This window comes from Sphingomonas sp. Leaf30, from assembly GCF_001422525.1.
In the GTDB taxonomy this organism is placed as follows: Bacteria; Pseudomonadota; Alphaproteobacteria; order Sphingomonadales; family Sphingomonadaceae; genus Sphingomonas; species Sphingomonas aerolata.
The window spans coordinates 5299-30906 of record NZ_LMKZ01000001.1 but is presented as its reverse complement, the minus strand read 5'-3'; the positions used below and the strand labels follow the sequence as shown (position 1 = coordinate 30906).

General features: G+C 68.0%; 21 protein-coding genes and 1 tRNA gene. 12 read left to right on the top strand and 10 right to left on the bottom strand.

What is annotated here, in order from left to right:
* The first annotated feature begins 1 nt into the window (after nt 1).
* Complete coding sequence (gene mdoH / locus ASE89_RS00135; RefSeq protein ID WP_056672910.1) at nt 2-1870, top strand: glucans biosynthesis glucosyltransferase MdoH; 1869 nt, start codon at nt 2-4, stop codon at nt 1868-1870.
* Nucleotides 1871-1895: 25 nt separating this feature from the next.
* Here the strand turns inward: mdoH and ASE89_RS00130 are convergent, their stop codons facing one another.
* A complete protein-coding gene (locus ASE89_RS00130) occupies nt 1896-3881 on the bottom strand; it encodes a beta-N-acetylhexosaminidase family protein (RefSeq protein ID WP_056672906.1) in 1986 nt (661 codons plus the stop codon).
* A gap of 187 nt (nt 3882-4068) precedes the next feature.
* Nucleotides 4069-4143: transfer RNA gene (locus ASE89_RS00125), tRNA-Thr, on the bottom strand.
* Between the two features lie 89 nt (nt 4144-4232).
* On the opposite strand from ASE89_RS00125, the gene ASE89_RS20675 reads away from it, so the two are divergent.
* Nucleotides 4233-4382, top strand: coding sequence for a hypothetical protein (locus ASE89_RS20675; protein ID WP_168427513.1), 150 nt, complete (start codon nt 4233-4235; stop codon nt 4380-4382).
* Between the two features lie 5 nt (nt 4383-4387).
* Here ASE89_RS20675 and ASE89_RS00120 read toward each other — a convergent pair whose 3' ends face one another.
* Nucleotides 4388-6199: an aminopeptidase P family protein gene (locus ASE89_RS00120; RefSeq protein ID WP_056672905.1), complete on the bottom strand. Its 1812-nt coding sequence runs from the start codon at nt 6197-6199 to the stop codon at nt 4388-4390.
* A gap of 258 nt (nt 6200-6457) precedes the next feature.
* Here ASE89_RS00120 and ASE89_RS00115 point away from each other — a divergent pair, with 258 nt between their 5' ends.
* The 3 genes from ASE89_RS00115 to ASE89_RS00105 all read left to right on the top strand — a co-directional run bounded on the left by ASE89_RS00115 (nt 6458) and on the right by ASE89_RS00105 (nt 9673).
* The gene (locus ASE89_RS00115) at nt 6458-8545 is read left to right on the top strand and encodes a S9 family peptidase (RefSeq protein ID WP_236701567.1); all 2088 of its coding nucleotides are present in this window, start codon (nt 6458-6460) and stop codon (nt 8543-8545) included.
* Nucleotides 8546-8714: 169 nt separating this feature from the next.
* Nucleotides 8715-9278 carry a DedA family protein gene (locus ASE89_RS00110; protein ID WP_056672898.1) on the top strand — a complete coding sequence of 188 codons (564 nt, stop codon included), beginning with the start codon at nt 8715-8717 and terminating at the stop codon, nt 9276-9278.
* Nucleotides 9275-9673 carry an acyl-CoA thioesterase gene (locus ASE89_RS00105; protein ID WP_192003543.1) on the top strand — a complete coding sequence of 133 codons (399 nt, stop codon included), beginning with the start codon at nt 9275-9277 and terminating at the stop codon, nt 9671-9673. The genes ASE89_RS00110 and ASE89_RS00105 overlap by 4 nt, the downstream gene beginning before the upstream one ends.
* A 107-nt stretch (nt 9674-9780) precedes the next feature.
* Here the strand turns inward: ASE89_RS00105 and ppc are convergent, their stop codons facing one another.
* The 3 genes from ppc to ASE89_RS00090 all read right to left on the bottom strand — a co-directional run bounded on the left by ppc (nt 9781) and on the right by ASE89_RS00090 (nt 13561).
* A complete protein-coding gene (ppc, locus tag ASE89_RS00100; RefSeq protein ID WP_056672892.1) occupies nt 9781-12474 on the bottom strand; it encodes a phosphoenolpyruvate carboxylase in 2694 nt (897 codons plus the stop codon).
* 105 nt (nt 12475-12579) lie between these two features.
* The gene (locus ASE89_RS00095; RefSeq protein ID WP_056409745.1) at nt 12580-12957 is read right to left on the bottom strand and encodes an EF-hand domain-containing protein; all 378 of its coding nucleotides are present in this window, start codon (nt 12955-12957) and stop codon (nt 12580-12582) included.
* Between the two features lie 37 nt (nt 12958-12994).
* A complete protein-coding gene (locus ASE89_RS00090) occupies nt 12995-13561 on the bottom strand; it encodes an HNH endonuclease (RefSeq protein WP_031440448.1) in 567 nt (188 codons plus the stop codon).
* Nucleotides 13562-13635: 74 nt separating this feature from the next.
* Between ASE89_RS00090 and gluQRS the strand changes: the two genes are divergently transcribed.
* Nucleotides 13636-14514 carry a tRNA glutamyl-Q(34) synthetase GluQRS gene (gluQRS, locus tag ASE89_RS00085; RefSeq protein ID WP_056672888.1) on the top strand — a complete coding sequence of 293 codons (879 nt, stop codon included), beginning with the start codon at nt 13636-13638 and terminating at the stop codon, nt 14512-14514.
* Nucleotides 14515-14780: 266 nt separating this feature from the next.
* Here the strand turns inward: gluQRS and ASE89_RS00080 are convergent, their stop codons facing one another.
* Complete coding sequence (locus tag ASE89_RS00080) at nt 14781-16256, bottom strand: S41 family peptidase (protein WP_236701566.1); 1476 nt, start codon at nt 16254-16256, stop codon at nt 14781-14783.
* A gap of 137 nt (nt 16257-16393) precedes the next feature.
* Here ASE89_RS00080 and ASE89_RS00075 point away from each other — a divergent pair, with 137 nt between their 5' ends.
* The 4 genes from ASE89_RS00075 (at nt 16394) to egtD (ending at nt 19529) form a co-directional block, all read left to right on the top strand.
* Nucleotides 16394-16621 (top strand): twin transmembrane helix small protein, encoded by a 228-nt coding sequence (locus ASE89_RS00075; protein ID WP_031395690.1) that lies wholly within the window; start codon nt 16394-16396, stop codon nt 16619-16621.
* A gap of 19 nt (nt 16622-16640) precedes the next feature.
* On the top strand, nt 16641-17207 hold the full coding sequence (locus ASE89_RS00070) for a cob(I)yrinic acid a,c-diamide adenosyltransferase (protein WP_031440452.1): 567 nt from the start codon (nt 16641-16643) through the stop codon (nt 17205-17207).
* Between the two features lie 67 nt (nt 17208-17274).
* The gene (egtB, locus tag ASE89_RS00065; protein WP_056672886.1) at nt 17275-18552 is read left to right on the top strand and encodes an ergothioneine biosynthesis protein EgtB; all 1278 of its coding nucleotides are present in this window, start codon (nt 17275-17277) and stop codon (nt 18550-18552) included.
* A complete protein-coding gene (gene egtD, locus ASE89_RS00060) occupies nt 18552-19529 on the top strand; it encodes an L-histidine N(alpha)-methyltransferase (RefSeq protein WP_037531658.1) in 978 nt (325 codons plus the stop codon). Before egtB ends, egtD begins: the two co-directional genes overlap by 1 nt.
* 144 nt (nt 19530-19673) lie before the next feature.
* Here the strand turns inward: egtD and ppa are convergent, their stop codons facing one another.
* The 3 genes from ppa to ASE89_RS00045 form a co-directional block, all read right to left on the bottom strand.
* Complete coding sequence (ppa, locus tag ASE89_RS00055) at nt 19674-20252, bottom strand: inorganic diphosphatase (protein ID WP_031393175.1); 579 nt, start codon at nt 20250-20252, stop codon at nt 19674-19676.
* A 77-nt stretch (nt 20253-20329) separates the two neighbouring features.
* Nucleotides 20330-22243: a M61 family metallopeptidase gene (locus ASE89_RS00050; RefSeq protein ID WP_056672883.1), complete on the bottom strand. Its 1914-nt coding sequence runs from the start codon at nt 22241-22243 to the stop codon at nt 20330-20332.
* A gap of 238 nt (nt 22244-22481) precedes the next feature.
* Nucleotides 22482-23147, bottom strand: coding sequence for a DUF1345 domain-containing protein (locus tag ASE89_RS00045; RefSeq protein ID WP_056672881.1), 666 nt, complete (start codon nt 23145-23147; stop codon nt 22482-22484).
* A gap of 49 nt (nt 23148-23196) precedes the next feature.
* On the opposite strand from ASE89_RS00045, the gene hisS reads away from it, so the two are divergent.
* Nucleotides 23197-24441: a histidine--tRNA ligase gene (gene hisS / locus ASE89_RS00040; protein WP_056672879.1), complete on the top strand. Its 1245-nt coding sequence runs from the start codon at nt 23197-23199 to the stop codon at nt 24439-24441.
* A gap of 106 nt (nt 24442-24547) precedes the next feature.
* A partial coding sequence (gene prfA, locus ASE89_RS20670; RefSeq protein ID WP_056672877.1) for a peptide chain release factor 1 occupies nt 24548-25608 on the top strand: 1061 nt, incomplete at its 3' end.

The following is a 25608-nucleotide window of genomic DNA, read 5'->3' as shown; positions in this document are numbered from 1 at the left end:
CATGACCGTGGACAGCCCGGGCCGCCCCGGTCATCCCGCACTTCCGGCACGATTGCCCGCCGACGTCCCGATCGACATGCCGCTGCAGAATTTCCGGGCGCGCGGCACCGGGGGCGGACCGACACCCGACCCGCTGGCCGGACCGTCGAACGGCTCGGACACGCTGACCTCGCCCGAGGGCATGTCGTCGCGGCGACTGCTCCTGTTCCTGCTGACGATGCTGCTAGCCACCACCGCCTCGGCGGCAGTCCAGGATTCGCTGCTCGGCGACGGCATCGACCTGTGGGACGTCGCGCTGCTCGTGTTGTTCTTCCCGCTCTTCGCGTGGATCGCGTTCGGGTTTCTCAACGCGCTGATCGGGTTCGTCCTGCTGATGACGCGGATGCATCCGGGCTTCGTGCCGGTCCCGCAGCATCGCCAGCCGCTGACCGGGCAGACCGCGGTGCTGATCCCGGTCCATAACGAGGATGTCGACGCGGTGTTCGGCCGGATCGCGCGGATGATGCACGCGATCGAGGCTGCGGGCGAGGCGGGCAGTTTCGCCTTCTTCGTGCTGAGCGATTCGGGCGAAGAGTCGGGCGCACAGGAGGTCGCGGCCTGGGAGGTGCTCGCCCCCGGATCGCGCGTACCGCTCTATTATCGCCGCCGGACCGACAATGTCGCGCGCAAGCCGGGCAATGTCGCCGACTGGGTCCGGCGCTTCGGCGGCGGCTATGATCACATGCTGGTGCTCGACGCGGACAGCCTGATGAGCGGCGACGCGATGATCGGCATGGCGCAGGTGATGGAGCGCCGCCCCTCGGTCGGCCTGTTGCAGACGGTGCCGACGATCCGCGGCGCGACCACGCTGTTCCAGCGCTGGATGCAGTTCAACAGCCGGTTGTACGGTCCGATCTCGACCGCCGGTCTGGTCTGGTGGTCGGGGTCGGAGGCGAGCTTCTGGGGGCATAATGCGATCATCCGCACCCGGGCCTTTGCCGAAAGCTGCGGCCTGCCCGTGCTGCCCGGCGGCCCGCCGTTCGGCGGCGCGATCATGAGCCACGACATGGTCGAGGCCGCCTTGCTGCGGCGGCGCGGCTGGGCGGTGCACCTGATCATGATCGACGACAGCTATGAGGAGTTTCCCCCGACGCTGATCGATATGGCGGTGCGCGACCGGCGCTGGGCGCAGGGCAATATCCAGCATCTGAAGCTGCTGGGGTCGGACGGGTTCCATCCGGTCAACCGGCTGCAGCTGGCGATCGGGGCGTCGGCATACATGACGTCGCCCGCCTGGCTGGTCCTGATCCTGACGACCATCGCGCAGGCCTTTGCCGGCGAAAGCAAGCTGGTCGAGGCGACCACTTCGGCGCGCGTGCTGGCGCTGACGGTCATCCTGCTGTTCGGCCCCAAGCTGCTCGGTATCATCTGGGCGGTGTCCGACCGGAGCCGGCGCGCGGCGTTCGGAGGCGCGCGGGCGATCATCGTGTCGGCCATTGCCGAGATTCCGCTATCGATGCTGTCCGCGCCGGTCATCATGCTTACGCAGACGATGGACCTGATCAGCATCTTCCGCGGCCAGCCCTCGGGCTGGAGCCCGCAGAACCGGGATCGCGACGGGCTGTCGATCGCGGATGTCGTGCCGCGCTATCGCTGGCATCTGGCGGCGGGGGTCGCCCTGCTCCTGATCTCGCCCGCCGTTCCGATCACCGCGCTGTGGCTGGCGCCGGTGACGCTCGGGCTGTTGCTGTCGCCGTGGCTCGCCAAATGGAGCGCGAGCAACGCGGCGGGGAGCCGCGCTGACGCGCGCGGCCTGTTCCAGGTGCCCGCCAGCGGCATCGACCAGCTGTCCGCGACCGAGGCGTCGGCGCTCCGCGCGATCGCGCACTGAGGCGCCACGCGCGGCGCCGCCGACGCTACCGCACGGCTTCGGCGGAAGCAGACACGGCTGGGGCGGATGCGGCGGCGATCAGCGTCGGGGCGTCCGCGACGAACCGGTCGAGCACGCCGTCGGCAACCCGGATCGCACCGTCGAACCGCGTCGCACCGGGGATGGTCTGGACGGCCGCGGCCTGTGCGGCGAGACGCCGCGCTTCGGCGAAATAACCGGCGGCGGCCGCGCCGTCGCGGTTCGCGGCGTCGAGTCCGGCGGCGGTCATCTGGAGCGCGCGGCCCCAAAGCTGCATCGCATCGAGCCAGGGGCGTGCCTGGTCCGCAAAGCCCGGATCGATCGTGCCCGAGCGGATCGTGTCAGGCGCCGCCGCCAGCGTGTCCGCCGCCCTGGCCAGATCCACGAGCGCGAGGCCGCGGGCCGCCGCGTCGCCCTCCGCCAGCGCGAGGCGCACGGCGTCGAGCTGCGCCTTGAGCCTGGGCGCCTGGGGCTGCCAGGGTTGGCTGCCGAAGGTCGGGGCGAGATGCTGCGTATCGAAGAAGCTCAGCAGCGCCGCGGTCGCGCGCGCATCGCCGCCCGCCAGCTCGCGGGCGGCGAACTGCCACGTCCGGTCCGCGTCATAGTCCTTGTCGTTCCAGCCGAACGCGGCAACGCCGGTCACCGCGACGCGGCTTGGCGCCTCCTGGTTCATCGGGTTCGACAGGATCCCCGTCAGTTCGCCCGCCAGCCCCGCCTCGCGCCGCGCATAAGGCGCGAGCAGCAGCCGCCCGGTGGTCTGGGCATAATCGTTGACCGGATAATTGTCCCACAGCAGCGTCTTGCGCCCAAAGGCCTTGGTCGCGGTCTTCGCATCGGCGATCGAGATCGCGGGGGGGACGACATCGGTGCCGGTCCATTGCACCACGACGCGGGGATCGAGATATTTGCGCAGCGCCGCCTTGTACGGGGTTTCCTTCGCGTCGTAATATTCGGTCGGCACCATGATCAGCGGGCGCGACGACGGATCCTTTGCGAGCAGATCCGCCTGGACCGCGTTCAGCAGGCGCGATTGCGCGATGCCCGCAGCCTCGGCGCCCGATGGTCCGAAACTGGCATTGTCCCGCTCGCAATTCCATTTGGTATATTCGATGTCGTCGAGCGCGACATAGAAGCTGTGGACGCCGATCGATCGCAGCGCGGCGAACTTGCGTTCGAGCGCCTGAGCATCGGCGGGGTCTGAGAAGCACACCGATGGGCCCGGCGACACCGCATAGACGAAATCGACATGGTTGCGCCGTGCGGTCGCAACCAGCGTGCCGAGCGCGGACAAAGTCGCCGCGGGATAGGCCTCGCGCCAGCGATCGCGCGCATAGGGATCGTCCTTGGGGCTGTAGACATACGTGTTCGCCTTGACGGTGGCGAGGAAGTCGAGATGCTTCGTCCGGTCCGCCATCGTCCAAGGCTTGCCGTAAAAGCCCTCGATCGTGCCGCGCATCGGCATCGCGGGATGATCCTGGATCACCAGCGCGGGGAGGACCGGGCGTGCCGCGAGCTGGCGGAACGTCTGGACGGCATGGAACAGTCCGTCCGCGTCCTGGCCCGCCAGCGTGATGATGCCGCTGTTGCCCGCCGCGAGCGTGGCGATCGTATAGCCTTCGGGATGTGTATCGCGGACGGTACCGGCGCGGGCCAGCGCGTCGCGGACGATCGCGGTGTCGCCGGTGCCGAGCAGGATGTGCGGGCGATCGGGTGCGGCGGGCAGCCGTCGCGCGGTCGTGATCGTCGTGACTCCGGCGGCGCGCAGGATCTCGCGGACCAGCGCGACGCTGTCACCGTCGGTGCCGGCTGGGGCGACGAGCACCACCGATCGGCCGAGCGTTATCGTGCCGGTCCGCAGCGCGACCGACGTCGGCGCGGGGAAGATGGCGGGCATCGTCACCGGCTGCGCGGCACCCTGCGCGGAGACCGTGGCCGCCAAGCCCGTCGCGATCAGGGCCGCGTACGTCCCCGTCATGGCCATGCGTCGCGTCATAACAGCTCTCCGGTATTTCATTGGTATTATGAGAGCGGTTTAGGCACAGGACGGCGTCACGGCAAGGCGTCGCTGCCACGGCGGCCATTGCCGACAGACTTTGGTCAGGTTGGGTTGGCCGACCTTGGGCCCCTATCGCAGGGCCGGCGGGACGTCGGGTCCACGCGGCGGTCGGATGAAAAAAAGCTGGTGCTGCCGGTGAGGATTGAACTCACGACCTCAGCCTTACCAAGGATGCGCTCTACCACTGAGCTACGGCAGCACTCGTCGACATCGCTGTCGGCGGAGTGGGGCTAAGAGACGAGGGCGGGACGATTGTCAAGGCGTCGCGCGACGATGTAGGGCGTTATTATGCAATCGAACGATGAAAAAGCGGCGGAAAAAGCGGCCCGCATGGCCGCCGCGCTGCGCGAGAATCTGCGCCGTCGCAAGGCACAGGCGCGTGCCGCGGCGGCCGAGCCCGCCGCGGCTCCCCCTACGGATGAGCCGCCTGTGGACTGAGGCGGTCAGCCGATCGGCGCGCATTTTGCCCGGAGCCAGGCGAGGTCGTCGCCGGTCATTTCGGGCGAGAGCGTGTCCAGCACCTCCGCGTGATAGGCGTTCAACCACGCGAGTTCGGGCTGAGTGAGCAGCGACGGTTCAATCAGCGTGCGCTCGATCGGGCAGAAGGTCAGCGTCTCGAAGCCGAGCATCGCGCGGTCCGCGCCGGGAATCGTGCGCGGTTCGATCAGCAGCAGATTCTCGATCCGGATGCCGTATTCGCCCGCCTTGTAATAGCCGGGCTCGTTCGACAGCATCATGCCCGCACGCAGCGGCTCCATCGCCGCGCCGCCGGGGTAGTTGGGCGAGGCGATCCGCTGCGGCCCTTCATGAACCGCCAGGTACGCGCCGATGCCGTGGCCGGTGCCGTGCGCGAAATCGAGACCGGCCTCCCAGAGCGGGCGCCTTGCAAACGCGTCGATCTGGCCGCCGAGCGTGCCGTCGGGGAAGACCGCGGTCGCGATCGCGATATGGCCCTTGAGCACGCGGGTGAAGCGGTCGCGGATCTCCTTGCCCTGTTCGGGTGACAGTGCGCCGATCGGCATGACGCGCGTCACGTCGGTGGTGCCATCGGCATATTGCCCGCCCGAATCGACCAGATAGAGCTGGCCGGGCTCGAGCGGGACGTTCGACTCTTCGGTGCAGTGGTAGTGCGGGCTGGCGCCATGCGCGCCGGTCGCCGAGATCGTGTCGAACGAGGTGTCCTTCAGCAGCCCGGTCGCGTCGCGGAAGGCGAGCAGCTTCGCGGTGGCGGACAATTCGGTCTGGCTGCCGTCGGCGCAGTCGGTCTCGACCCAGCGCAGGAAGCGCGCGAGCGCGGCGCCGTCGCGGACCGAGGCGGCGCGGTGGCCGGCGATCTCGACCGGGTTCTTGAGCGCCTTGGCGAGCACGACGGGATCGCGCATCGCGAGGACCTTGGCCCCGCCGGCGATAAGCGCGTCGGAAATCGCGGCGACGGCGCGTTCGGGGTCGGCGGCGACGCGCTTGCCCGCATAGTCGCGCAGCGCGGGCTGGAACGCGGTGCGATCATGGACGCGGACCGCGTTGCCGAGATGCTGGCGGACGGTGTCGTCGAGCTTTTCGGGTGCGACGAACAGGTCGGTGGTGCCGTCGGCGCCGACGATCGCATAGCTGAGCGCGACGGGGGTGTGGCTGACGTCGTCGCCGCGGATGTTGAGCGTCCAGGCGATCGAGTCGAGCGCGGACAGCACGACCGCGTCGGCGCGCTGTTCGGCGAGCCAGTCGGCGATCCGCGCGCGCTTCTCGGCGGACGAGGCGCCGGCGAACGCGTCGGGCTGAATGGTGATCCTGGCGGGCGATGGCGCGGGGCGGTCGGTCCAGATCGCGTCGATCGGGTTGGCGTCGACCGCGACGAGCTCAGCGCCGCGATCGGCGAGCACTGCGCTCGCTTCGGCGACCCAGGCGCTGGTGTGCAGCCACGCGTCATAGCCGATCCGCGCGCCCTCGGCGACGTGCGTGCCGAGCCAGGCGGCGACACTGGTCTGCGGCACGGGGGCGTATTCCCAGTGATCGCCATCGACCTGTTCGCGGACCTGGAGCGTGTAGCGGCCATCGGTGAAGATCGCTGCGCGGTCGGCGAGCACCGCGGCGCTGCCCGCCGAGCCCTGGAAGCCGGTCAGCCAGCCGAGCCGCTGCGCATAGCCGCCGACATATTCGCTCATATGCTCGTCGGTCAGCGGCACGACGAAGCCGTCGAGGCCGGCGGCGGCGAGATGGGCGCGCAGGGCGGTGAGTCGGGTCGGGCTGGATCGGGTCATCGGGGCTTTCGTCGATCTGAATGTTGTGAATGTTGAGACGCTGGCAGCAAAAAATGCGGCTTTGTCAGGTCCAGCGTGCCGGTCGGGTGCCGCGCGGGCGAGGCGTGTGCGGGCGATTGGGGCCGGGACAGGGCCTTGGGAGGGGCATGGCGCGTGTTGTGACAGAAACGCGGCGTGTAGGACAGCGGGGTTTGCTTGCGGGGAGGGGGCGTGGTGCGTTGGCTTCCGGTCGTGGGGGCGGTAACAGGGGGGATGACCATGAATTCCCCTGCCATCTCTTCGCCCGAGACCCCATCCGTACCGCCGCGTGCCGAGCAGCGGCCGCACAGCTTCACCGCGCATGGCGTGACGATCGAGGATCCCTATGCGTGGCTGAAGGATCCCAACTATCCCGAGGTCGATGACGCGGACGTGCTGGCGTATCTCGCCGCCGAGAACGCCTATTTCGAGGCGCAGATGGCGCCGCACAAGGCGCTGACCGACACGTTGTACGAAGAGATGAAGGCGCGGATCAAGGAGGACGAATCCTCGGTCCCGCAAAAGGACGGCGACTGGCTCTACTGGACCGCCTACGAGACCGGCGGCCAGTACAAGAAATGGTGGCGCAAGCCCGTCGCGGGCGGTGACGACGAGCTGCTGCTAGACGAGCCGGCGCTGGCCGAGGGGCATGAATATTTCCGGCTCGGCGCGTTCTCGGTCAGCAATGACGGGCGCTATCTCGCCTATGCGATCGACGACAATGGCAGCGAGCGGTTCGAGGTCCGGGTCAAGGACCTGAACACCGGCGAGCATCTGCCCGACGTCATCCCGGGGATGCTGAGCGAGATCGTGTGGACCGCGGACGATGCGGGCTTCCTCTACGGCCTGGCGAACGAGCAGTGGCGGACCGACAATGCGCGGTTCCACCGGCTGGGGACGCCGATCAGCGACGACGTCGTGCTGTTCCACGAGGAGGACGAGGGCTTCCGCGTCGGCGTCGGCGAGACGAGTTCGCGCAAGTGGATCGTGATCGCGACGAGCGACCATGTGACGAGCGAGATCTACCTGCTGCCCGCGCACGAGCCGCTGGCGGTGCCGATCCTGGTGTCCGCGCGGAAAGTTGGCCGCGAATATGACGTCGACGAGCATGACGGGACGCTGTTCATCCACACCAACGACGTCGATCCGAACTTCCGCCTGTGCACCGCGCTGGTCGAGGAGCCGGGCGCGTGGACCGAGCTGATTCCGGCCAGCCCGACCTTCTACATGACCGGGGTGGAGTGCTATCAGGACTTCTTCGTGGTCGACGGGCGCGAGGACGGGCTCGATCAGATCGCGATCCACCGGTACGAGACGCCGACTGAGGGGAAGCGGATCGAGTTTCCCGAGGCGAGCTATGTCGCCGGGCTCGGCGATAATCCCGAATATGACATGACCGTGCTGCGGCTCGGTTATGAGTCGATGGTCACGCCGGGGACGGTGTACGACTATGACGTCGATACCGGTGAGCGGACGATGCTCAAGGTGCAGGAGATCCCGAGCGGTTACGACGCGGCGAAATACGCGACCGAGCGGCTGAAGATCACCGCACGCGACGGCACCGAGATTCCGGTGTCGATCGTCTATCCGGCCGGGTTCGTGCGCGACGGGTCGGCGCCGTTGTTCCTCTATGCCTATGGCGCTTACGGCTATGCGATCCCGCCGGGCTTCTCGACCGGGCGGATGAGTCTGCTCGATCGCGGCTTCGCCTATGCGATCGCGCATATCCGCGGCGGCGATGACCTCGGCCAGCAATGGTATCTCGACGGCAAGCTGGAGAAGCGCGAGAACACGTTCAACGATTTCGTCGATGTGGCCAAGGCACTGGTCGACGCGAAGTGGACGTCTGCGGGGCGGATCGCGATCGCGGGGCGGTCGGCGGGTGGCGAGCTGATGGGGGCGGTGGTCAATTCCGACCCCGCGCTCTGGGGCCCGGTGATCGCCGACGTGCCGTTCGTCGACGTGCTCAACACGATGCTCGACGCCGAATTGCCGCTGACGCCGGGGGAATGGCCCGAATGGGGCAATCCGATCGAGGATCCGGCGGCGTTCGCGCTGATCCGCTCCTATTCGCCGTACGACAATGTCAAGGCGCAGGCCTATCCGCCGATGTTCATCAGCGGCGGGCTCAACGACCCGCGCGTGACCTATTGGGAGCCGGCGAAATGGGCGGCCAAGCTGCGGCTGATGAAGACCGACGACAATGTCCTGCTGCTCAAGACGAACATGGGCGCGGGGCATGGCGGCAAATCGGGCCGGTTCGAGTCGCTGCGCGAGGCGGCGGAGGAGCATGCGTTCGTGCTGTGGCAATTGGGCGTCGCGGGGTGAGACCTGGGTCGCGCGAAGGCGCGAAGGCGCGAAGATTTAGAGTTTTCGCGCGGAGACGCGGAGGACGCAGAGAGAAGATGCACACCATTCTCAGCGTCCTCTGCGCCTCTGCGCGAACCACCCTTCTTTGCGCCTTCGCGCCTTCGCGTGACCAAGGACTGCTTGCCGCGTGACGATCGAGGCGTTGGTGGCGCGGTACGGCGTCGTGGCGATCTTTCTGGGGGCAGGGGTCGAGGGGGAGGCGGCGGTCGTGACGGGCGGGGTGCTCGCGCATCAGGGGCTGGTGTCGCTGGCGGGTGCGATGGCGGCGGCGGTGATCGGGTCGTTCGTCGCGGACCAACTGTTCTTTGCGGGCGGTCGGTATTTCCGCGAGTCGCGCCCCGTTGCGGCGATCCGGCGGCGCTCGGCCTATGCGCGCGCGATCGACCTGCTCGAACGCTATCCGCGGCGGTTCATCTTCGCCTATCGCTTCGTCTACGGGATCCGCACGGTCAGCCCGATCGCGATCGGGACGAGCCGGATTTCGCAGCGCCTGTTCCTGGCGGTGAACCTCGCCGCGGCGATCGTGTGGGGCTGTGTGTTCAGCGCGATCGGCTATGCGTTCGGCAACGTCATCGAGGAGATGCTCGGGCGGATCGGCACCGGGCGGCTGATCCTGTTCGGCGCGGCGGCGCTGCTGGCGGTCGGCGGCGGCTGGTTCGCGTGGCGGAAATGGCGGGAGCGCAGCGCATGACCTTCACGATGACGATCACCGCGGCCGAGGCGGATATCGACGAGCTGGGGCACGTCAACAATGCGGTCTGGGTCCAGTGGATCCAGCGGATCGCGACCGCGCATTGGGAGGCGGTCGCGCCCGCCGAGCACAAGGCCGCCTATGTCTGGGTCGTGACGCGGCACGAGATCGACTATCGCGGCAACGTGGTCGCGGGCGAGACGGTGACCGGCGAGACCTGGGTCGAGGGCGGGCCGAAGGGCGCGCGGTTCGACCGGCATGTGCGGTTCGTCGGCGACGACGGGCGCGTGAAGCTGGACGCGGTGACGACCTGGGCGTTGCTCGACCGGGCGAGCGGGCGGTTGCTGCGCGTGCGGCCGGAGATTGCGGCGCCGTTTTTTGGTGCGGCGGGCTGAGGGTTTTGGGTGGGGGGTTTGGGGTGAGGGTCTTGGCCTCACTTGCCCTCACCCTTCCCGCGGCACGGGCCGCGGGCCCCTTCCCTCTCCCCCGAGGGGAGAGGGCGTTAGCCTGAGTTTCTCAGGCCGGTGGCGATCGCGTTGATCGAGAGGAGGATGCCTTCGCCGATGCGGGCATCCTCTTCGCCGGCGCGGCGGCGTTTGATCAGTTCGATCTGGAGCAGGTTGAGCGGTTCGATATAGGGCAGGCGGAGGCGGATCGACGCCTCGAGCGCGGGGTGTTTTTCGAGCAGGCGCGACTGGCCGGTCGCGTCGAGCAGCCCGTCATGCGTCTGCTGCCAGCCGTCGCGGATCCGGCCGAAGACGGTGTCGCGCAGCGCCGGATCCTCGACCAGCCCGGCATAGCGTGCGGCGATCGCCATGTCCGACTTGGCCAGCACCATCTCGAGATTGGCGAGCGCGGAGGCGAAGAGCGGCCAGCCCTGCGCCATGTCGCGCAGCAGCGCCTTGTCCTCGAACCCGGCGAGCGCCTGGCCGACGCCGTACCAGCCGGGGAGCATGACGCGCGCCTGCGCCCAGCTGAACACCCAGGGGATGGCGCGCAGATCCTCGATCCGGTCGGACTTGGTGCGGCTGGCGGGACGGCTGCCGATCTTGAGACCGGCGATCTCGGCGATCGGCGTCATCTGGCGGAAGAAGGTGCGGAAGCCGCGCTCGTCGCCGCCGACCGTGCCGTAGACGAGGTCGCGATAGCTGTGGAACGCGGTGTCGCTGAGCCAGTCCATCGCGGCGCAGAAGCGCGTGGTGTCGGCGTTCGACAAGCGTTCGGGTTCGAGGCTGGCGAGCAGGGTCGCCGAGGCGATCGCCTCGAGATTGGTCATCGCCGCGTCGCGCGTGCCGTATTTGGCGGCGATCACCTCGCCCTGTTCGGTGATGCGGATGCGGCCCTGCACGGTGCCGCCGGGTTGCGCGCGGATCGCCGCGAAGGCCGAGCCGCCGCCGCGCCCGACCGCGCCGCCGCGGCCGTGGAACAGCTGCATGCCGACGCCCGCCTGCTCGAACACGGGCCTGAGCGCGGTCGAAGCCTTGGACAATTGCCAGGTGGAGGTGAGGTAGCCGCCATCCTTGTTGCTGTCCGAATAGCCGATCATCACCTCCTGATGACCGCGCGCCTTGGCGATCGTCGCGATCTCGGGCAGCGCGAACCAGGCGGTCATGACCGCGGGCGCGGCCTCGAGATCGCCGATCGTCTCGAACAGCGGCACCGCCATGATCGCGGCGGTCGGTGTGTCGCCGGGGCGGTAGAGCCCGACCTCCTTGAGCAGCAGGTTCACCTCGAGCAGGTCGCTGACCGACTGCGCCATCGAGACGATGTAGTTGGTGATGCAGGCGGGGCCATAGGCGGCATGCGCGTCGGCGGCGGCCTGGAGGATCGCGAGCTCGCCCGCGGTCTCGTCGCTATACGCGGCAAAGCGGGTGGTGAGCGGGCGCGCATTGGCAAGTTCGCGGCGGAGCAGCGCGACGCGCGCGTCCTCGTCGAGCGTGAGATAGTCCGGCTCGACGCCCGACACCTTGAGCAGTTCGGCGACGACGCGTTCGTGGACCGCGCTGTTCTGGCGCAGGTCGAGCGTGGCGAGGTGGAAGCCGAACGTCTCGACCGCGCGGATCAGCCGGCCGAGCGCGCCGCCGGTCTTGAGCGCGGTGCCGAGCCCGTGCGCGAGCGTGACGAGATCGGCGCGCAGATCGGCGGGGCTGGCATAGGGGGCGCCGGTGAGGCGGCCGGGACGCGGCGCGGCCTTGCCGGTCAGTTTCTGCTGCGTCGCGGCGAGGCGCGCATAGATCCCCGACAAGGCGCGGCGATAGGGTTCGTCGGCGCGGCTGGTAGCGTCGTCGCCGCTTGCCGCAGCGAGCGCCTCGACCGCGGGGTCGGCGACGGCATGCTCGGTCGAGATCGAGAGCTCCGCGCCGAGCGCGTGGACCGCCTGGCAATAATAGCCGAGCACCGCCTCGCTGGCGCGGGCGAGCGCGGTCTTGAGCGAATCGGCGGTGACATAGGGGTTGCCGTCGCGGTCGCCACCGATCCAGCTGCCGGGCTTGAGGAAGCTCGGCGTGCGTTCGCCGAGCGCGCGGTCCCAGCGCTGATAGAGCGCGGGCAAGGCGGGGAGGAAGACGTCGCGCAGATAGCTGAGCGCGGTATCGACCTCGTCGGTGACGTAGAGCCGGTCGCGGCGCAGCACGCGCGTCTGCCACAGCAGCGCGATCTGGCGCAGGATCGCGTCGTCGACCCGGTCGCCATCGGGGGTGGTGTCGCGACCCGCATCGCGCAGCGCGAGCAGCTCGGCGATGCGGTTGCGGTGGTCGATCATGCTCTTTCGCCGCACCTCGGTCGGGTGCGCGGTGAGCACGGGGACGATCAGCGCATGGTCGAGCAGCGCGCGGACCTGCGTCCGGTCGATCCCCTCGGCTTCGAGCTGCGCAATCGCGGAGGCGAGGTCGGCGCCGTGCTCCGCCGCGATTCCCTGCCGGTCCTCGGCCAGATTGGCGAGCATCGAGAACAGCATGAAGCCGCGGACGAAATCGAGCGTCTCGTCGAGGCTGAGCTTTTCGAGGCTGAGATCGACCGCGGCGTGATCGTCGGTCCGGCCCTCGGCGAGGCCGCGGTGACGCTCGACCGAGGCCTTGCGGATCGTCTCGGTCGCCTCGAACAGACGCGGTCCGCCATAGCTGCGGATGACGTCGCCGAGCAGTGTGCCGAGGAAACGGATGTCGGAATTGTTCGCGATTGCGGGAAGACTGGCCATGCGCCTTGCTGCGCTGCGACAGGGATCAGGTCAACCGCCGAACCCGCAATCGGCGATGAAATCCGCGTCTGAAGCCGTGCGGTCAGGACATAAAGTTACAGGCGATCACCGCCCCTCGCGCTTGCGGGCTTCGGCGCGCTCTTCGGAGGTGACGGTGCCGTCGTGGTTCAGGTCCATCCGGTCGAACCATCGCAGCGTGCCTTCGCTCCACTCGACCTCGGTGATCACGCCGTCCTTGTTGCGGTCGAACGCCTTGATCCGGGCATTGGGGGAGGGCAGCTCGTCCTTGGTGATGCGATCATCGGCGTTGCGGTCGAGTGTGCGGAAGCGGCGTTCCATGCTGGCGCCGAAATCGAGCCGCGAGGTGACCGAGGGGGGGACGAAGCCGACCGCGCCGGCATCCGCCTCGGCGCGCTGCGCATCCTTGTCGCCGCACCCTGCGACGATCAGTCCCGCCGCGATCACACCCATCATCACCCGCATCGACCCGTCTCCCGCACAGTGCTGCGCGGCCGGACGGTCACGCTTCGAGTTCAATGTCCCAGTAGAGCCAATCATGCCAGGTTTCGTGCAAATAATTCGGCGGGAAGCTGCGGCCATGTTCGTGCAGATGCCAGTTGGTCGGGCGGATCGGCTCGAGATGGAGCGGCATCGCCGCCTGACGCGGGGTACGCCCGCCCTTTTTGAGGTTGCACGGCGCACAGGCGGTGACGACATTTTCCCAGGTGGTCCGCCCGCCTTGCGCGCGGGGAATGACATGGTCGAAGGTGAGATCGCGCAGCTTGCCGCAATATTGGCAGGTGAACTTGTCGCGCAGGAACAGGTTGAAACGGGTGAAGGCGGGAAATTGCGACGGTTTGACGAATTGCTTGAGCGCGATCACCGACGGGAGCTTGAGCGCGAAGCTGGCGCTGCGCACCTCGCGTTCGTAATTGGCGACGATATCGACGCGATCGAGGAAGACGGCCTTCACGGCGGTCTGCCAGGGCCAGACGCTGAGCGGATAATAGGAGAGCGGCGTGTAATCGGCGTTGAGCACGAGCGCCGGACATCCATCCGGGTGGCGTATCAGGTCGGGGTGAAACACGGCTCCTCCCACAAAAGTCCCGGACGCGCTTTCGCGCACCGGCATGACAGGGTCATGACAGCACGGCGCGGGACATGGGGTCAAGTCCAGTGAACAGCGCGGAATTCGTCACGACGCGGTTCGCACCCAGTCCGACCGGGCGGCTGCACCTCGGCCATGCGCTGTCGGCGATCCGCGCGCACGACTTTGCGCGGGCGCGGGGCGGGCGGTTCCTGCTGCGGATCGAGGATATCGACATGGGCCGCAGCCGGCCCGAGCATGTCGCGGGAATCGTGGAGGATCTGCGCTGGCTGGGGCTGGACTGGGACGATCTGTCCCACCAGTCGGCGCGGCTCGCATCCTATCAGGCGGCGCTCGATGGCTTGAACGCGCGCGGGCTGCTCTATCCGTGTTTCTGTACGCGCGCGGAGATCGCGGCGAGCCTGTCGGCGCCGCATGCCGGAGACGCCGCGGTCTATCCGGGGACGTGCCGGCGGCTGGCGCCCGCCGAGGTCGCGGCGCGGATGGGCGAGGCGCATTGCTGGCGGCTCGACATGGCGGCGGCGCTCAACGTGACGGGACCGCTTGACTGGGTGGATGCGCGCGCGGGGACGGTGCGGGCCGATCCGGCGGCGCAGGGCGATGTGGTGCTCGCGCGCAAGGATGCACCCGCCAGCTATCATCTCGCGGTGACGCTCGACGATGCGGTGCAGGGCGTCACCGACGTGGTGCGCGGCGACGACCTGTTCGCGGCGACCGACGTGCACCGACTGTTGCAGGCGCTGCTGGGGTTGCCGACGCCGCGTTATCATCATCATCCGCTGATGCTGGGGGCGGATGGCGCGCGGCTCGCCAAGCGCACCGGCGCGCCCTCGCTCGTGGCGATGCGCGAACGGGGGGAGGACGGGCTCGCGGTTGCGGCGGGGGTGCGGGCGATGCTGGCGGGGGATGCGCCCTATTCGCCGTCATCCTGACGGAAGTCAGGATCCAGGGTTACGACGTGCGGCGTGTTTGGCTCTGGATCCTGACTTTCGTCAGGATGACGGGTGGGGGTGGTGGGGCGCTGGCATGGCCCTCGTCATCCTGACGAACGTCAGGATCCAGGGTTACGGAGCGCGGCGTGTTTGGCTCTGGGCCCTGACTTTCGTCAGGGTGACGGGTGGGTGGGTGAGCGCGGAGGACGGGGTCAGCGGGATTGACGGGGTGGGTGGGGTGACCCGGCCCCGTCGCGCCGGACGGATCAATAGAGGCCGGGGACTTCGCGTTGCGGGGTGGTGGGGTGGTCGGGGATGAGCAGCGCGCGCGTGGGGAGGTCGGTCGTCGGCGCGGGCGTGCTGGTACGGGCCGACGCGGTGGCCGCGGTCGCGGTGACCGGCAGGCAGCTGCGGCCGGCGAGGAAGTCGATCGCCTGGCGCGTCGAGGCTTCGCGCGGGTCGCCGAGCGGATAGCGGATATCGTCCTCGGCGCGGCAGCTCGCCTCGACCGTGCCGGCGAGCCCGTCATAATAGGCGCCCTGGCGTGCGGCGTTCTGCGTCGACAGCGCGACCACGCGGAGACGGTCGTCGCAGGCGGCGCGGTCGAGCCCGATCTGGCCGACCGGCTTGCCATAGGTGTTGGTGCCGATCAGCCCGGCAGCGCTGTGCAGATAGGGGATCATCGCGTTGATGACGAGTTCGCTCGCCGAGGCGGTCCCGCCCGTGCCGATGAACGCGACGCGCGTCGGCGCGATCGATTCGGGCTGCGGCGCGAAGAAGCGCGTCGTGTTGTTCGCGGCCTTTTCGGTGCGGAAGGTGGTGTAGCTCGACACTTCGGAGGTCGCGCGGTTGCGGCCGAGCAGGTCGGTCATCAGTTCGGCGATCGAGATCAGCCCGCCGCCATTATAGCGCAGGTCGATGACGATATCGGTGACGTTCTGTGCGCGGAAGCTGGCAAAGGCGGCGCGCAGCGCGGGGTCGGCGGTCGAGATGAACGTCCGGAGGTTGAGATAGCCATAGTTGCGGCCGCCATCGGCGATGACCTTCGCGCCGTAGCGGCTCGAGACCGGGAGCAGCGCGAAATCGGTCTTGGTCAGCGTGATGTCGCGCGTGCCCTGCGCGTCGCGGATCTGCAGCACGCGGCTGGTGCCGACCGTGTCCGGGCCGAGCGCGGTCGAGACGCCCGCGCTGCCCTCTGCGGCGAAGATCGCGCTGACGGTCCGCAGCGTGTTGGCGTTGGTCCCGATCGCGACGATTTCGGCACCGCGATCGACCTGCGCCGCCAGCGCGGCGCCGCCTTCGAAGGATTCGATGACATAGGCGCGCCGCCCGCTGCCATCGATGCCGAGACGGAAGCCGAAGCCGGCATTGGAGCCGGCCTCATAATAGGCGTCCTCTTCCTTGATCGACGTCAGATAGGTGAAATAGCGGTCGCGGCGCTCGCCGCGCGCGGTCGCGGTCAGCGCGTCGATATAGGCGTCGACGGTCGTATAGGGTGTCGGGTCGAGGCTGGCGGGCAGCGTCTCGGGGAACAGATACCATTCGCGCAGCTGCGCCGCGGCCCAGTCCTGCCGCTCGCGCAGGCTGCATCCCGCGACGGTCGTCGGGGTGGTCGTGCCGGTGGTCGGGGTTGACACCCCGGGCGTACCGCCGGTCGATCCCGACACCGCGCCGGAGTCTCCGCCGCACGCACTCAACATAGCCAGCATCGCCAGGCTGGCGCCGATCCGTCCGTTACGCATACTCATTCCCCCATTTGTCACGATGCTAGCCGGGAAGATCGGGGCTGTCAGCGTAGAATTCCGCCCGTTTCGAGGCTTGTCCGGCGACCGGCGGAACGGCCATTGCGGGGCGGGGCGCGCATGCCTAGATTGTCGTCATGAACACCTTCCTCGTCATCCTCCTGATCGCGGCGATGATCGCGACGCTCGTTGCTCTGGTGCGCGGGGTGGTGACGTTCCTGCAGGACCAGTCGGCGCAGGTGAAGGACGGGGGGCCGAGCGCCGCATCGCTGAAATCGAACCGGATGATGCAGCAGCGCATCTTCTTCCAGGCGATCGCGATCCTGATCGTCGTGCTGATCCTGTTCGCCGCGGGCCGGACCTGAGCCCGAAGGGCGTACCGTCATGGTAAAGCTGAACAAGATCTACACGCGGACCGGCGACGCGGGGACCACCGGGCTGGTCGACGGGTCGCGCGTGTCCAAGGCGTGCCCGCGGATGCAGGCGATCGGCGATGTCGACGAGGCGAACAGCGCGATCGGCGTCGCCGCGGTGGCGCTGGGCGATCATCCGCTTGGCCGAGCGCTCGAGCGGATCCAGAACGACCTGTTCGATCTCGGTGCGGACATCGCGACGCCGGGCGAGGATTTCGCGCCGTCGGAGATGACGCTGCGGATCGTCGGTTCGCAGGTCGAGCGGCTCGAAGGCGAGATCGACGCGATGACCGCACAGATGGCGCCGCTGACCAGCTTCATCCTGCCGGGCGGATCGCCGGGCGCCGCGGCGCTGCATCTAGCGCGCGCGATCACGCGGCGCGCCGAACGCGCGGTGGTCGCGGTCGACGACCCGATCAATCCATTGGCATTAGCGTATGTTAACCGCTTGTCGGATTTCCTGTTCGTCGCCGCGCGTGCGGTGAACCAAAACGGGGCGAGCGACGTTCTTTGGCGACCGGGGGCAACGCGCGGATAGCGCTCCGTATCGCTGCATCCTTTTATAAGGGGCCATGCCGCGTGCATCGCCCGCACGAGGACAGTCGATGCCGAACCCCGTCCCCACCCATAATCCTGCGACCCTGCCTGACATAGATGCGCTCGGTGCGCGCTTCGCTGCCGTGCGCGACCTGTCGATCGCGCTGGCCGCGCCGCTGTCGGATGCGGATGCGACGGTGCAGTCGATGCCCGACGCGTCGCCGACCAAATGGCATCTGGCGCATACCAGCTGGTTCTTCGAGACGTTCGTGCTGCGCGATCATGTCGCGGGGTACCGGCTGCACGACGAACGCTTCCCGTTCCTGTTCAACAGCTATTACGAGGCGGAAGGCCGGCGGCATGCGCGCGACCGGCGCGGGATGATCACGCGGCCGACGCTCGACGAGGTCCGCGCGTACCGCGCGCATGTCGATGCGGCGCTGATCGCGGCGCTGCCCGATCTGCCCGAGCCGGCACGCGAACTGGTGGCGCTGGGCTGCCATCACGAGGAGCAGCACCAGGAATTGCTGGTGACCGACATCCTCCATTTGTTTTCGGAAAATCCCCTCGAACCCGCGGTCTGGGCCGCGCCGCGCAAGGTGCCGGTCGAGATGCCGGGCGCGATCGGCTGGATCGAACGCGACGCCGGGATCGCGCGGATGGGGCATGACGGTGACGGCTTCGCGTTCGATTGCGAGACGCCGCGGCACGACACGCTGCTCGCGCGCCACGCGATCGCCGACCGGACGGTGACCAATGGCGAATGGGCGGCGTTCATCGCCGATGGCGGATACCGCGAGCCGCGCCACTGGCTGGCCGATGGCTGGGCCTGGGTGAAGGCGGAGGGCATCGTCGCGCCGATGTACTGGGAAGAACGCGACGGCGGCTGGACGCGGTTCGGGCTCGACGGGCGGCGCGCGATCGATCCCGCCGCACCGGTCACGCATGTCAGCTTCTACGAGGCGGACGCCTATGCCAGCTGGGCGGGCGCGCGGCTGCCGACCGAGGCCGAGTGGGAGGCCGTCGCGGCCGACTATGCCGGCGACGGCGGCAATCAGATGGATGCCGCGGGCCCGGTCGAGCCGCGGCCGGCACGCGCCGGCGACCCGGCCTTTTTCGGTGACGTCTGGGAATGGACGGGCAGCGCCTATCGCCCCTATCCAGGCTTCCGCGCGGTCGAGGGTGCGGTCGGCGAGTATAACGGCAAGTTCATGAGCGGGCAGTTCGTGCTGCGTGGCGGGAGCTGCGCGACGCCGCGTGGCCATGCGCGCGCGAGCTACCGCAATTTCTTCTACCCGCACCAGCGCTGGCAGTTCACCGGCGTCCGGCTCGCCAAGGATATCTGATGTTGAAGCGTGAAATCGAAGACGGCGAGCAGAGCCTGGCCGACCCCGCCTTCCGGGCGGACGTGCTCGCCGGGCTGGAACGGCGGCCGCGCGCGATCCCGGCGCGCTGGTTCTATGACCGGCGCGGGTCCGAACTGTTCGAGGCGATCACCGACCTGCCCGAATATTATCCGACGCGGACCGAGCGCTCGATCCTCGAGACCGCCTGCCCCGAGGTCGCCGAGATTGCCGGCGCGGGACGTGCGGTGGTCGAATTCGGGTCGGGGTCGTCTACCAAGACGCCGATCCTGCTGAGCGCGGTGGCGCCGTCGGTCTATGTGCCGATCGATATCTCGGGCGATTTCCTGCGCGAATCGTCGCGCGTGCTTGCGGCGCAGTTCCCCGAGCTGCTGGTCCTGCCGTTCGAGGCGGATTTCATGCGGCCGCTGGCATTGCCCAAGACGATCGCCGACACCCCCAAGCTCGGTTTCTTTCCGGGGTCGACGATCGGCAACATGATCCCGCTGATGGCGGTCGACCTGTTGAAGGCGATGCGCGCGTCGCTCGGGATCGGCGCGATGCTGCTGATCGGGATGGACCGGATCAAGGATCCCGCGGTGCTGGTCCCCGCCTATGACGATGCGCAGGGCGTGACCGCGGCGTTCAACATGAACCTGCTCGAGCGGATCAACCGCGAGCTCGACGCCGACGTGCCGGTCGAGGCGTTCCGACACAAGGCGGTGTGGAACGACGATCGTGCGCGGATCGAGATGCATCTCGAGGCGCAGCGCGACGCCGCGTTCACGATCGAAGGGCGGCCGTTCGATATCGCCGCGGGCGAGACGATCCACACCGAGAACAGCCACAAATACGGGTCGCGCGATGCGCGGATCCTGTTGCGGTCGGGCGGGTGGACGCCGATCCGCGAATGGACCGATCCGGCGGGGTTGTTCTCGCTGTACCTGGCGGAAGCGCAGGCGGAGCGGCCGGCGCCGTAAGGGCGGGGCAGCTGGGTGAGGGCGGGGCAGGTGCTTCGACTTCGCTCAGCACGAACGGGGGGGCGTAGTTCGCGGCCCCGTTCGCCCTGAGCGCAGTCGAAGGGCGCGCCCCGTGCGCGCCGCTTCGACTTCGGTCGCTTGTAATCAGCGGCCTGCGGCGTCGTCCGCGTTCATCGGCTCGTCGCCCTGCTTCTTGGCCTCTTCGTAGCGCTCGATCGCCTCGATCGTGATGCGCTTGGCTTCCTCGGCATCGCCCCACTTGCCGACGCGGACCCACTTCTTCTTCTCAAGGTCCTTATAGTGGGTGAAGAAATGCTCGATCTGCTCGAACACGATCTCGGGCACGTCGGCACGGCCGCCGACGTTCGAATAATAGGGGAACACGTCGTTGACGGGGACGCAGACGAGCTTCTCGTCGCCGCCGGCCTCGTCCTCGAGGTTGAGCACCGCGATCGGGCGCGCGCGGACGACGCAGCCGGGGATGAAGGGCGAGCGCGCGATCACGAGCGCGTCGAGCGGATCGCCATCGGGGCTGAGCGTGTGCGGCACGAAGCCGTAATTGGCGGGGTAGCGCATCGGCGTGTGCAGGATGCGGTCGACGAACAGCGCGCCCGATGCCTTGTCGAACTCGTACTTCACGGGCTCGCCGCCGGTCGGGACTTCGATGATGACGTTCAGGTCTTCGGGCGGATTCTTGCCCGTCGGGATGAGGTCGATACGCATGGCGGTCCTTTCAGAAATGGCGGTGCCGGCCGCTTCCCCTTGGGGAGGCGGCCGGCACCGGAAAAATATCGGAACTGTCAGCGCGGCATCAGCAACTTGTCCAGTCCGCCGTCACCTGTACCGACCTTCTCGAGCCGCGGATAGCGCGGGCCGTCATGGTAATCGAGCGAGACGTCGCGGAATCGCTCGTTGTTTTTTACAGTCAGACGGATCGGCAGCTTGGTGCCTTGGGCCGCCAGAATTGCCGCTTTCATGCGGTCCGACGAGTAGGATTCGCCGTTGACCGCCTCGATTTCGGTGCCGACGTCGATCCCGGCGCGGAACGCGGGGCTGTCCCAGATCGAGGCAGTCACGACGCCGTCCTTGTTCATCACCAAGCCCAGCGAATAGCTGACATCGGTGCCGCGGCTCTTCTCCGCCTGCTTCAGATACGGGCTCTGCACGGGGCCATAGACCAGCTTGTAGCCGTTCATCGCAAAGCCGTTGATCGGCGCGGGCTTGCCCGTCTCGGTCAGGCGCGTGGTGAGGAAGCCCGCCCAGTCATAGGGCAGGATGCCGTTCAGCGTCTTGGCCACGTCGTCGAACGTATAGGTGACCTCGCCATAATCGCCGTTGCGGATGCCGAAGAACGCCTTGGCAAAATCGTCGATCGACTTGGTGCCGCCCGACTTCTGGCGGAGCATCGCGTCGACCTCCATCCAGACCATCAGCCCTTCATTGTAGTAATCCTCCGAGCGCTGCCAGCTGGTCCAGCCCTTGGGACGGCGCGACGAGATGACCGGATCGTTGGTGGTGTCGATCAGCGGGCGCCACTGGCGACCCTGCGCGGTGTCGTAGGTGCCCAGAATCGAGGCATAGCCGTCGAGCGTGTCCTGCTTGCTGACCAGACCCGAGCGCGCCTGGAGCACATAGCCCCAGAACTGCGTCTGGCCCTCATAGACCCAGAGCAGCGAGTTGCGCATCGGCGTGCGGAAATCGGGCGTCCACAGGTCGGCGCCGCGGCGGAACTTGCCGTCCCAGCTGTGCGTGAATTCGTGCGGCAGCAGGTTGCGGGCCGACGCGCCCGTCTCCCATTCGGTGAAATAGCCGGGGCGGACGCCGTTTTCCGAGCTGCGATGATGTTCGAGGCCAATCCCGCCGAGCTGATCGGTGATCGAGAGCAGGAACTCGTAATGATCATAATGCTCGGCGCCGAAGGTGCGCGCGGCCTGATCGACGAGACGCTTGTGTGCATCGATCTGTTCGGGCTTGGCGGCGAGCTGGTCGGGGGTGTCGGCGAAGACGTTGAGGTCGACCTTCGGGCTCAAAGGCCAGACCTTGCCGTACTTGCCCGCGAGGATCGGCGAATCGACGAGGATCTCGTAATTGGTCCGGTCATAGGCATAGGTCGCGCCTGAGACCTTGGCGGGGACCGCACCCGCGGCGGTCCAGCCGGTCGGATAGGTGACGGTCATCTTCACCGGGATCTGACGCGTATAATAACCGGCGGGGTAGAGGCTGACCGAGTTCGGCTGGAGGCTGATCATCGTCGGGGTCATGACGACACGGCCCTGGTCCGCCTTGGTCGCGGAGATGAACTGGAAGGTCGCGTCGAGCTGTTTGGTGCCCGCGGGGACGTCGATGTGGAAGGCGTAGACGTCGACCGGATCGCGCGTCCAGGGGAGGATCCGGCCGTTCGCGCGGATCACCAGCCCGGCGAGCTTCTCGATCTCGCCGCGTGGCGCATGGTTGCCGGGCAGCCATTTCGGGAAGAGCAGCGCCATCCTGCCCGATTTGGCGACGGGGATCGTCTCCTTCACGCGGAAGATGCCGCGCTCGGTATCGGTCGCGTCGATGTCGAGCAGGATCGTGCCGGGATAGGGCGTGTCCTGTGCGGCGGGGATCGTGTCGACGAACGGCACCGGCTGCGGGGCGGTGTTGCCGGCGGGGACTTGCGCGACCGCGGGAAGTGCAGACGCGAGCAGGGATGCGACGAGAAGCTTGCGGATCAAGGAAAAGGCCTTCCGGCAGAGAGACGATGGTCAAGGTGTAAGCGGCAGAAAGGGCAGTCGTCCAGCCCTTTGCCGGGGGGTATAGTCTCGCGTCACAGGCGTTTGGTGCGTCGCGCTTTGCCACATACGCCGTCATCCTGACGAACGTCAGGATCCAGGGTTACGGGCGGTGGTGTTTATGGCTCTGGATCCTGACCTTCGTCAGGATGACGAAAGAGGGATGACGGGAGGGGCGGCCTCAGCTGCTGCCGAGCACGTTGATGGTGAAGGCGAGCACGCCGATGTTGAAGACGAACGCGGCCATGCACTGGCCGAGCGCGACCTTGCGCACGCGCCGCGACGTGATCTCGACGTCGGAGGTCTGGAAGGTCATGCCGAGCGTGAAGGCGAAATAGGCGAAGTCCCAGTAATCGGGCTCGGCGCAGGACGGGAAGTCCAGCCCGCCCGCATCCTTGCCGTCGTCGCCCCCGTCGATGCCGGCGTCGCTGTAGAACAGATGCGCATAATGCAGCGTGTAGACCATGTTGGAGAACAGCCAGGCGAGCACCAGGGTCGCGACCGAGATCAGGACCGCGACGAGATCGGTCTTGCCCTGCAATTCGTTCGCCACCGCGACGAGCACGACGATCAGGATCGTCCCGCTGAACGCGAGCAGCACCGCGCGGTTGGCGTCGTTCTCGTCCGCATAGCGCCGCATCCGCTCCGCGGTGGCGTTGCCGAACAAGGTCGCGACGGTGGCGAGGAACAGGACTGCGGCGATATCGAACGCCGCCATCGTGCCGCGGCCCAGCCCCAGTCGGGGGATCAGCGCGACGAGGCCGATCGCGAAGACGCATGCGAACAGCACGAAGCGCGGCGGGGCGATGCGCCGGCCGAGCCCCCAATAGCGGACGTCGTTGCTCATGTGACGGCGCTAGCGCTTCGCGGGCACGTCGCCTAGATACGCGCGCATCATGGCCAGAACAGAAACCCCGCGTCGCATCCGCGGCACTCAGGACATCTTCGGCGACGAGCAGCGCCGTTTCGCGCATGTTCTCAGCACCTTCGAACGCGTGCGTGCGTTGTATTGCTTTCAGCGGATCGACATCCCGGTGTTCGAATCCACCGCGGTGTTCGCGCGCTCGCTCGGCGAGACGACCGATGTCGTGTCGAAGGAGATGTACACATTCGAGGATCGCGGCGGGGATTCGCTGACGCTGCGGCCCGAATTCACCGCGGGGATCGCGCGCGCCTATCTGACAGAGGGCTGGCAGCAGTTCGCGCCGCTCAAGATCACGACCAGCGGCCCGGTGTTCCGCTACGAGCGCCCGCAAAAGGGGCGGTTCCGGCAGTTCCACCAGATCGACGCCGAGGTGATCGGCGCGGCGGAGCCCGCGGCGGATGTCGAGCTGCTGGTACTGGCGGACCAGCTGCTGCGTGAGCTTGGCATTGCCGACGGCGTGACGTTGCAGCTCAACACTTTGGGCGATGCCGAGACGCGTGAAGCGTGGCGCGCGGCGCTGGTCGCGCATTTCGAGGCGCATCGCGGCGAGCTGTCCGAAGACAGCCTGACCCGGCTCGAGAAGAACCCGATGCGGATCCTCGATTCGAAGGACCCGAAGGACCGCCCGATCGCGGACAGCGCGCCCGATATCGACGCGTATCTGACGCCGGAGGCGCGCGCGTTTTTCGACGCGGTGACCGCCGGGCTCGATGCCGCGGGCGTCGCGTGGGAGCGCAATGCGCGGCTGGTGCGCGGGCTCGATTATTACCGGCACACCGCGTTCGAGTTCGTGACCGATCGGTTGGGGTCGCAGGGGACGGTGCTGGCCGGCGGGCGCTATGACGGGCTGATCGGGTCGTTGGGCGGGCCCGAGACGGCGGGTGTCGGCTGGGCCGCGGGGGTCGAGCGGCTGGCGATGTTGCTGGAGGAGCCGGCGGCGGCCGGGATCGACGCGGTGGTCGTGCCGATGGGTGCCGCGGCCGAAGCGCGCGCGACCGGCATCGTCGCGGACCTGCGCCGTGCAGGCGTGGCGGTCGAGATGGCGTACAAGGGCAAGATGAAGGCGCGGATGGCGAAGGCGGATGCGCTCGGCGCGCGCTTCGCGATCATCCTTGGCGATGACGAGCTCGCCAAGGGCGTTGGCGCGGTGAAAGCGCTCGCGACCGGCACGCAGACCGAGGTCGCGTTCGCCGATCTGGCGGAGGCGCTGCGTTGAGCCTCCCCGTCATCCCGGCGAAGGCCGGGATCCAGCGCCATGAAGGCTGCGCCCGGTCACCCTGGATCCCAGCGTTCGCTGGGATGACGCAAGAGGGAGCGTCCGCATGACCCAGATCTCCCCGGACCGGATTCGCGCGATCGAGGCGCGGCGGGACGAGTTGCAGGCGCTGATGTCGACCGGCGACCTGCCGTCGGACCGCTTCGTCGCGGTGTCGAAGGAATATGCCGAGCTCGAACCGGTCGCGCAGGCCGCGACCGAGGTGCGGCGGTTGCGGCAGGAAGCCGAGAGCCTCGCCTTCATGGCGGAGGATGCCGATGACGAACTGCGCGCGATGGCGTCGGAGGAGCTGCACGAGAACCGCACCTTGCTCGAAACCGCGGACCGCAAGCTCGCGCTCGCCTTGTTGCCGCGCGATTCTGCGGACGAGCGCTCGGCGATGCTCGAGGTGCGCGCGGGGACGGGCGGGGACGAGGCGGCGCTGTTCGCGGGCGATCTGTTCCGGATGTACCAGCGTTATGCCGAATCGCAGGGCTGGCGGGTCGAGCTGATCTCCGGCTCGTCGTCCGACGCAGGCGGCTTCAAGGAAGTCGTCGCCAGCGTCACGGGGCAAGGCGTGTTCGCGAAGCTGAAGTTCGAAAGCGGCGTCCACCGCGTCCAGCGCGTGCCCGCGACCGAGGCGGGCGGGCGGATCCACACCTCGGCGGCGACCGTCGCGGTGCTGCCCGAGGCGGAGGAGGTCGACGTCAAGATCGACGACAAGGATCTGCGCATCGACGTCTATCGCTCGTCGGGGCCGGGCGGCCAGTCGGTCAACACGACCGACAGCGCAGTGCGGATCGTCCACATCCCGACCGGGCTGACCGTGATCCAGCAGGACGAGAAGTCGCAGCACAAGAACAAGGCGAAGGCTTTGCGCGTGCTGCGGACGCGGCTCTACGAGGCGGAGCGCGACCGGTTGCATGCCGAGCGGGCGGGTGCGCGCAAGTCGATGGTCGGGTCGGGGGATCGATCGGAGCGGATCCGGACGTATAATTTCCCGCAAGGCCGCGTGACCGATCACCGGATCAACCTGACGCTGCACCGGCTGCCGGAAATCGTCGCGGGCGATATGGGCGAGCTGATCGGCGCACTGGTGTCGCAGGACGAGGCGGACCGGCTGGCGCA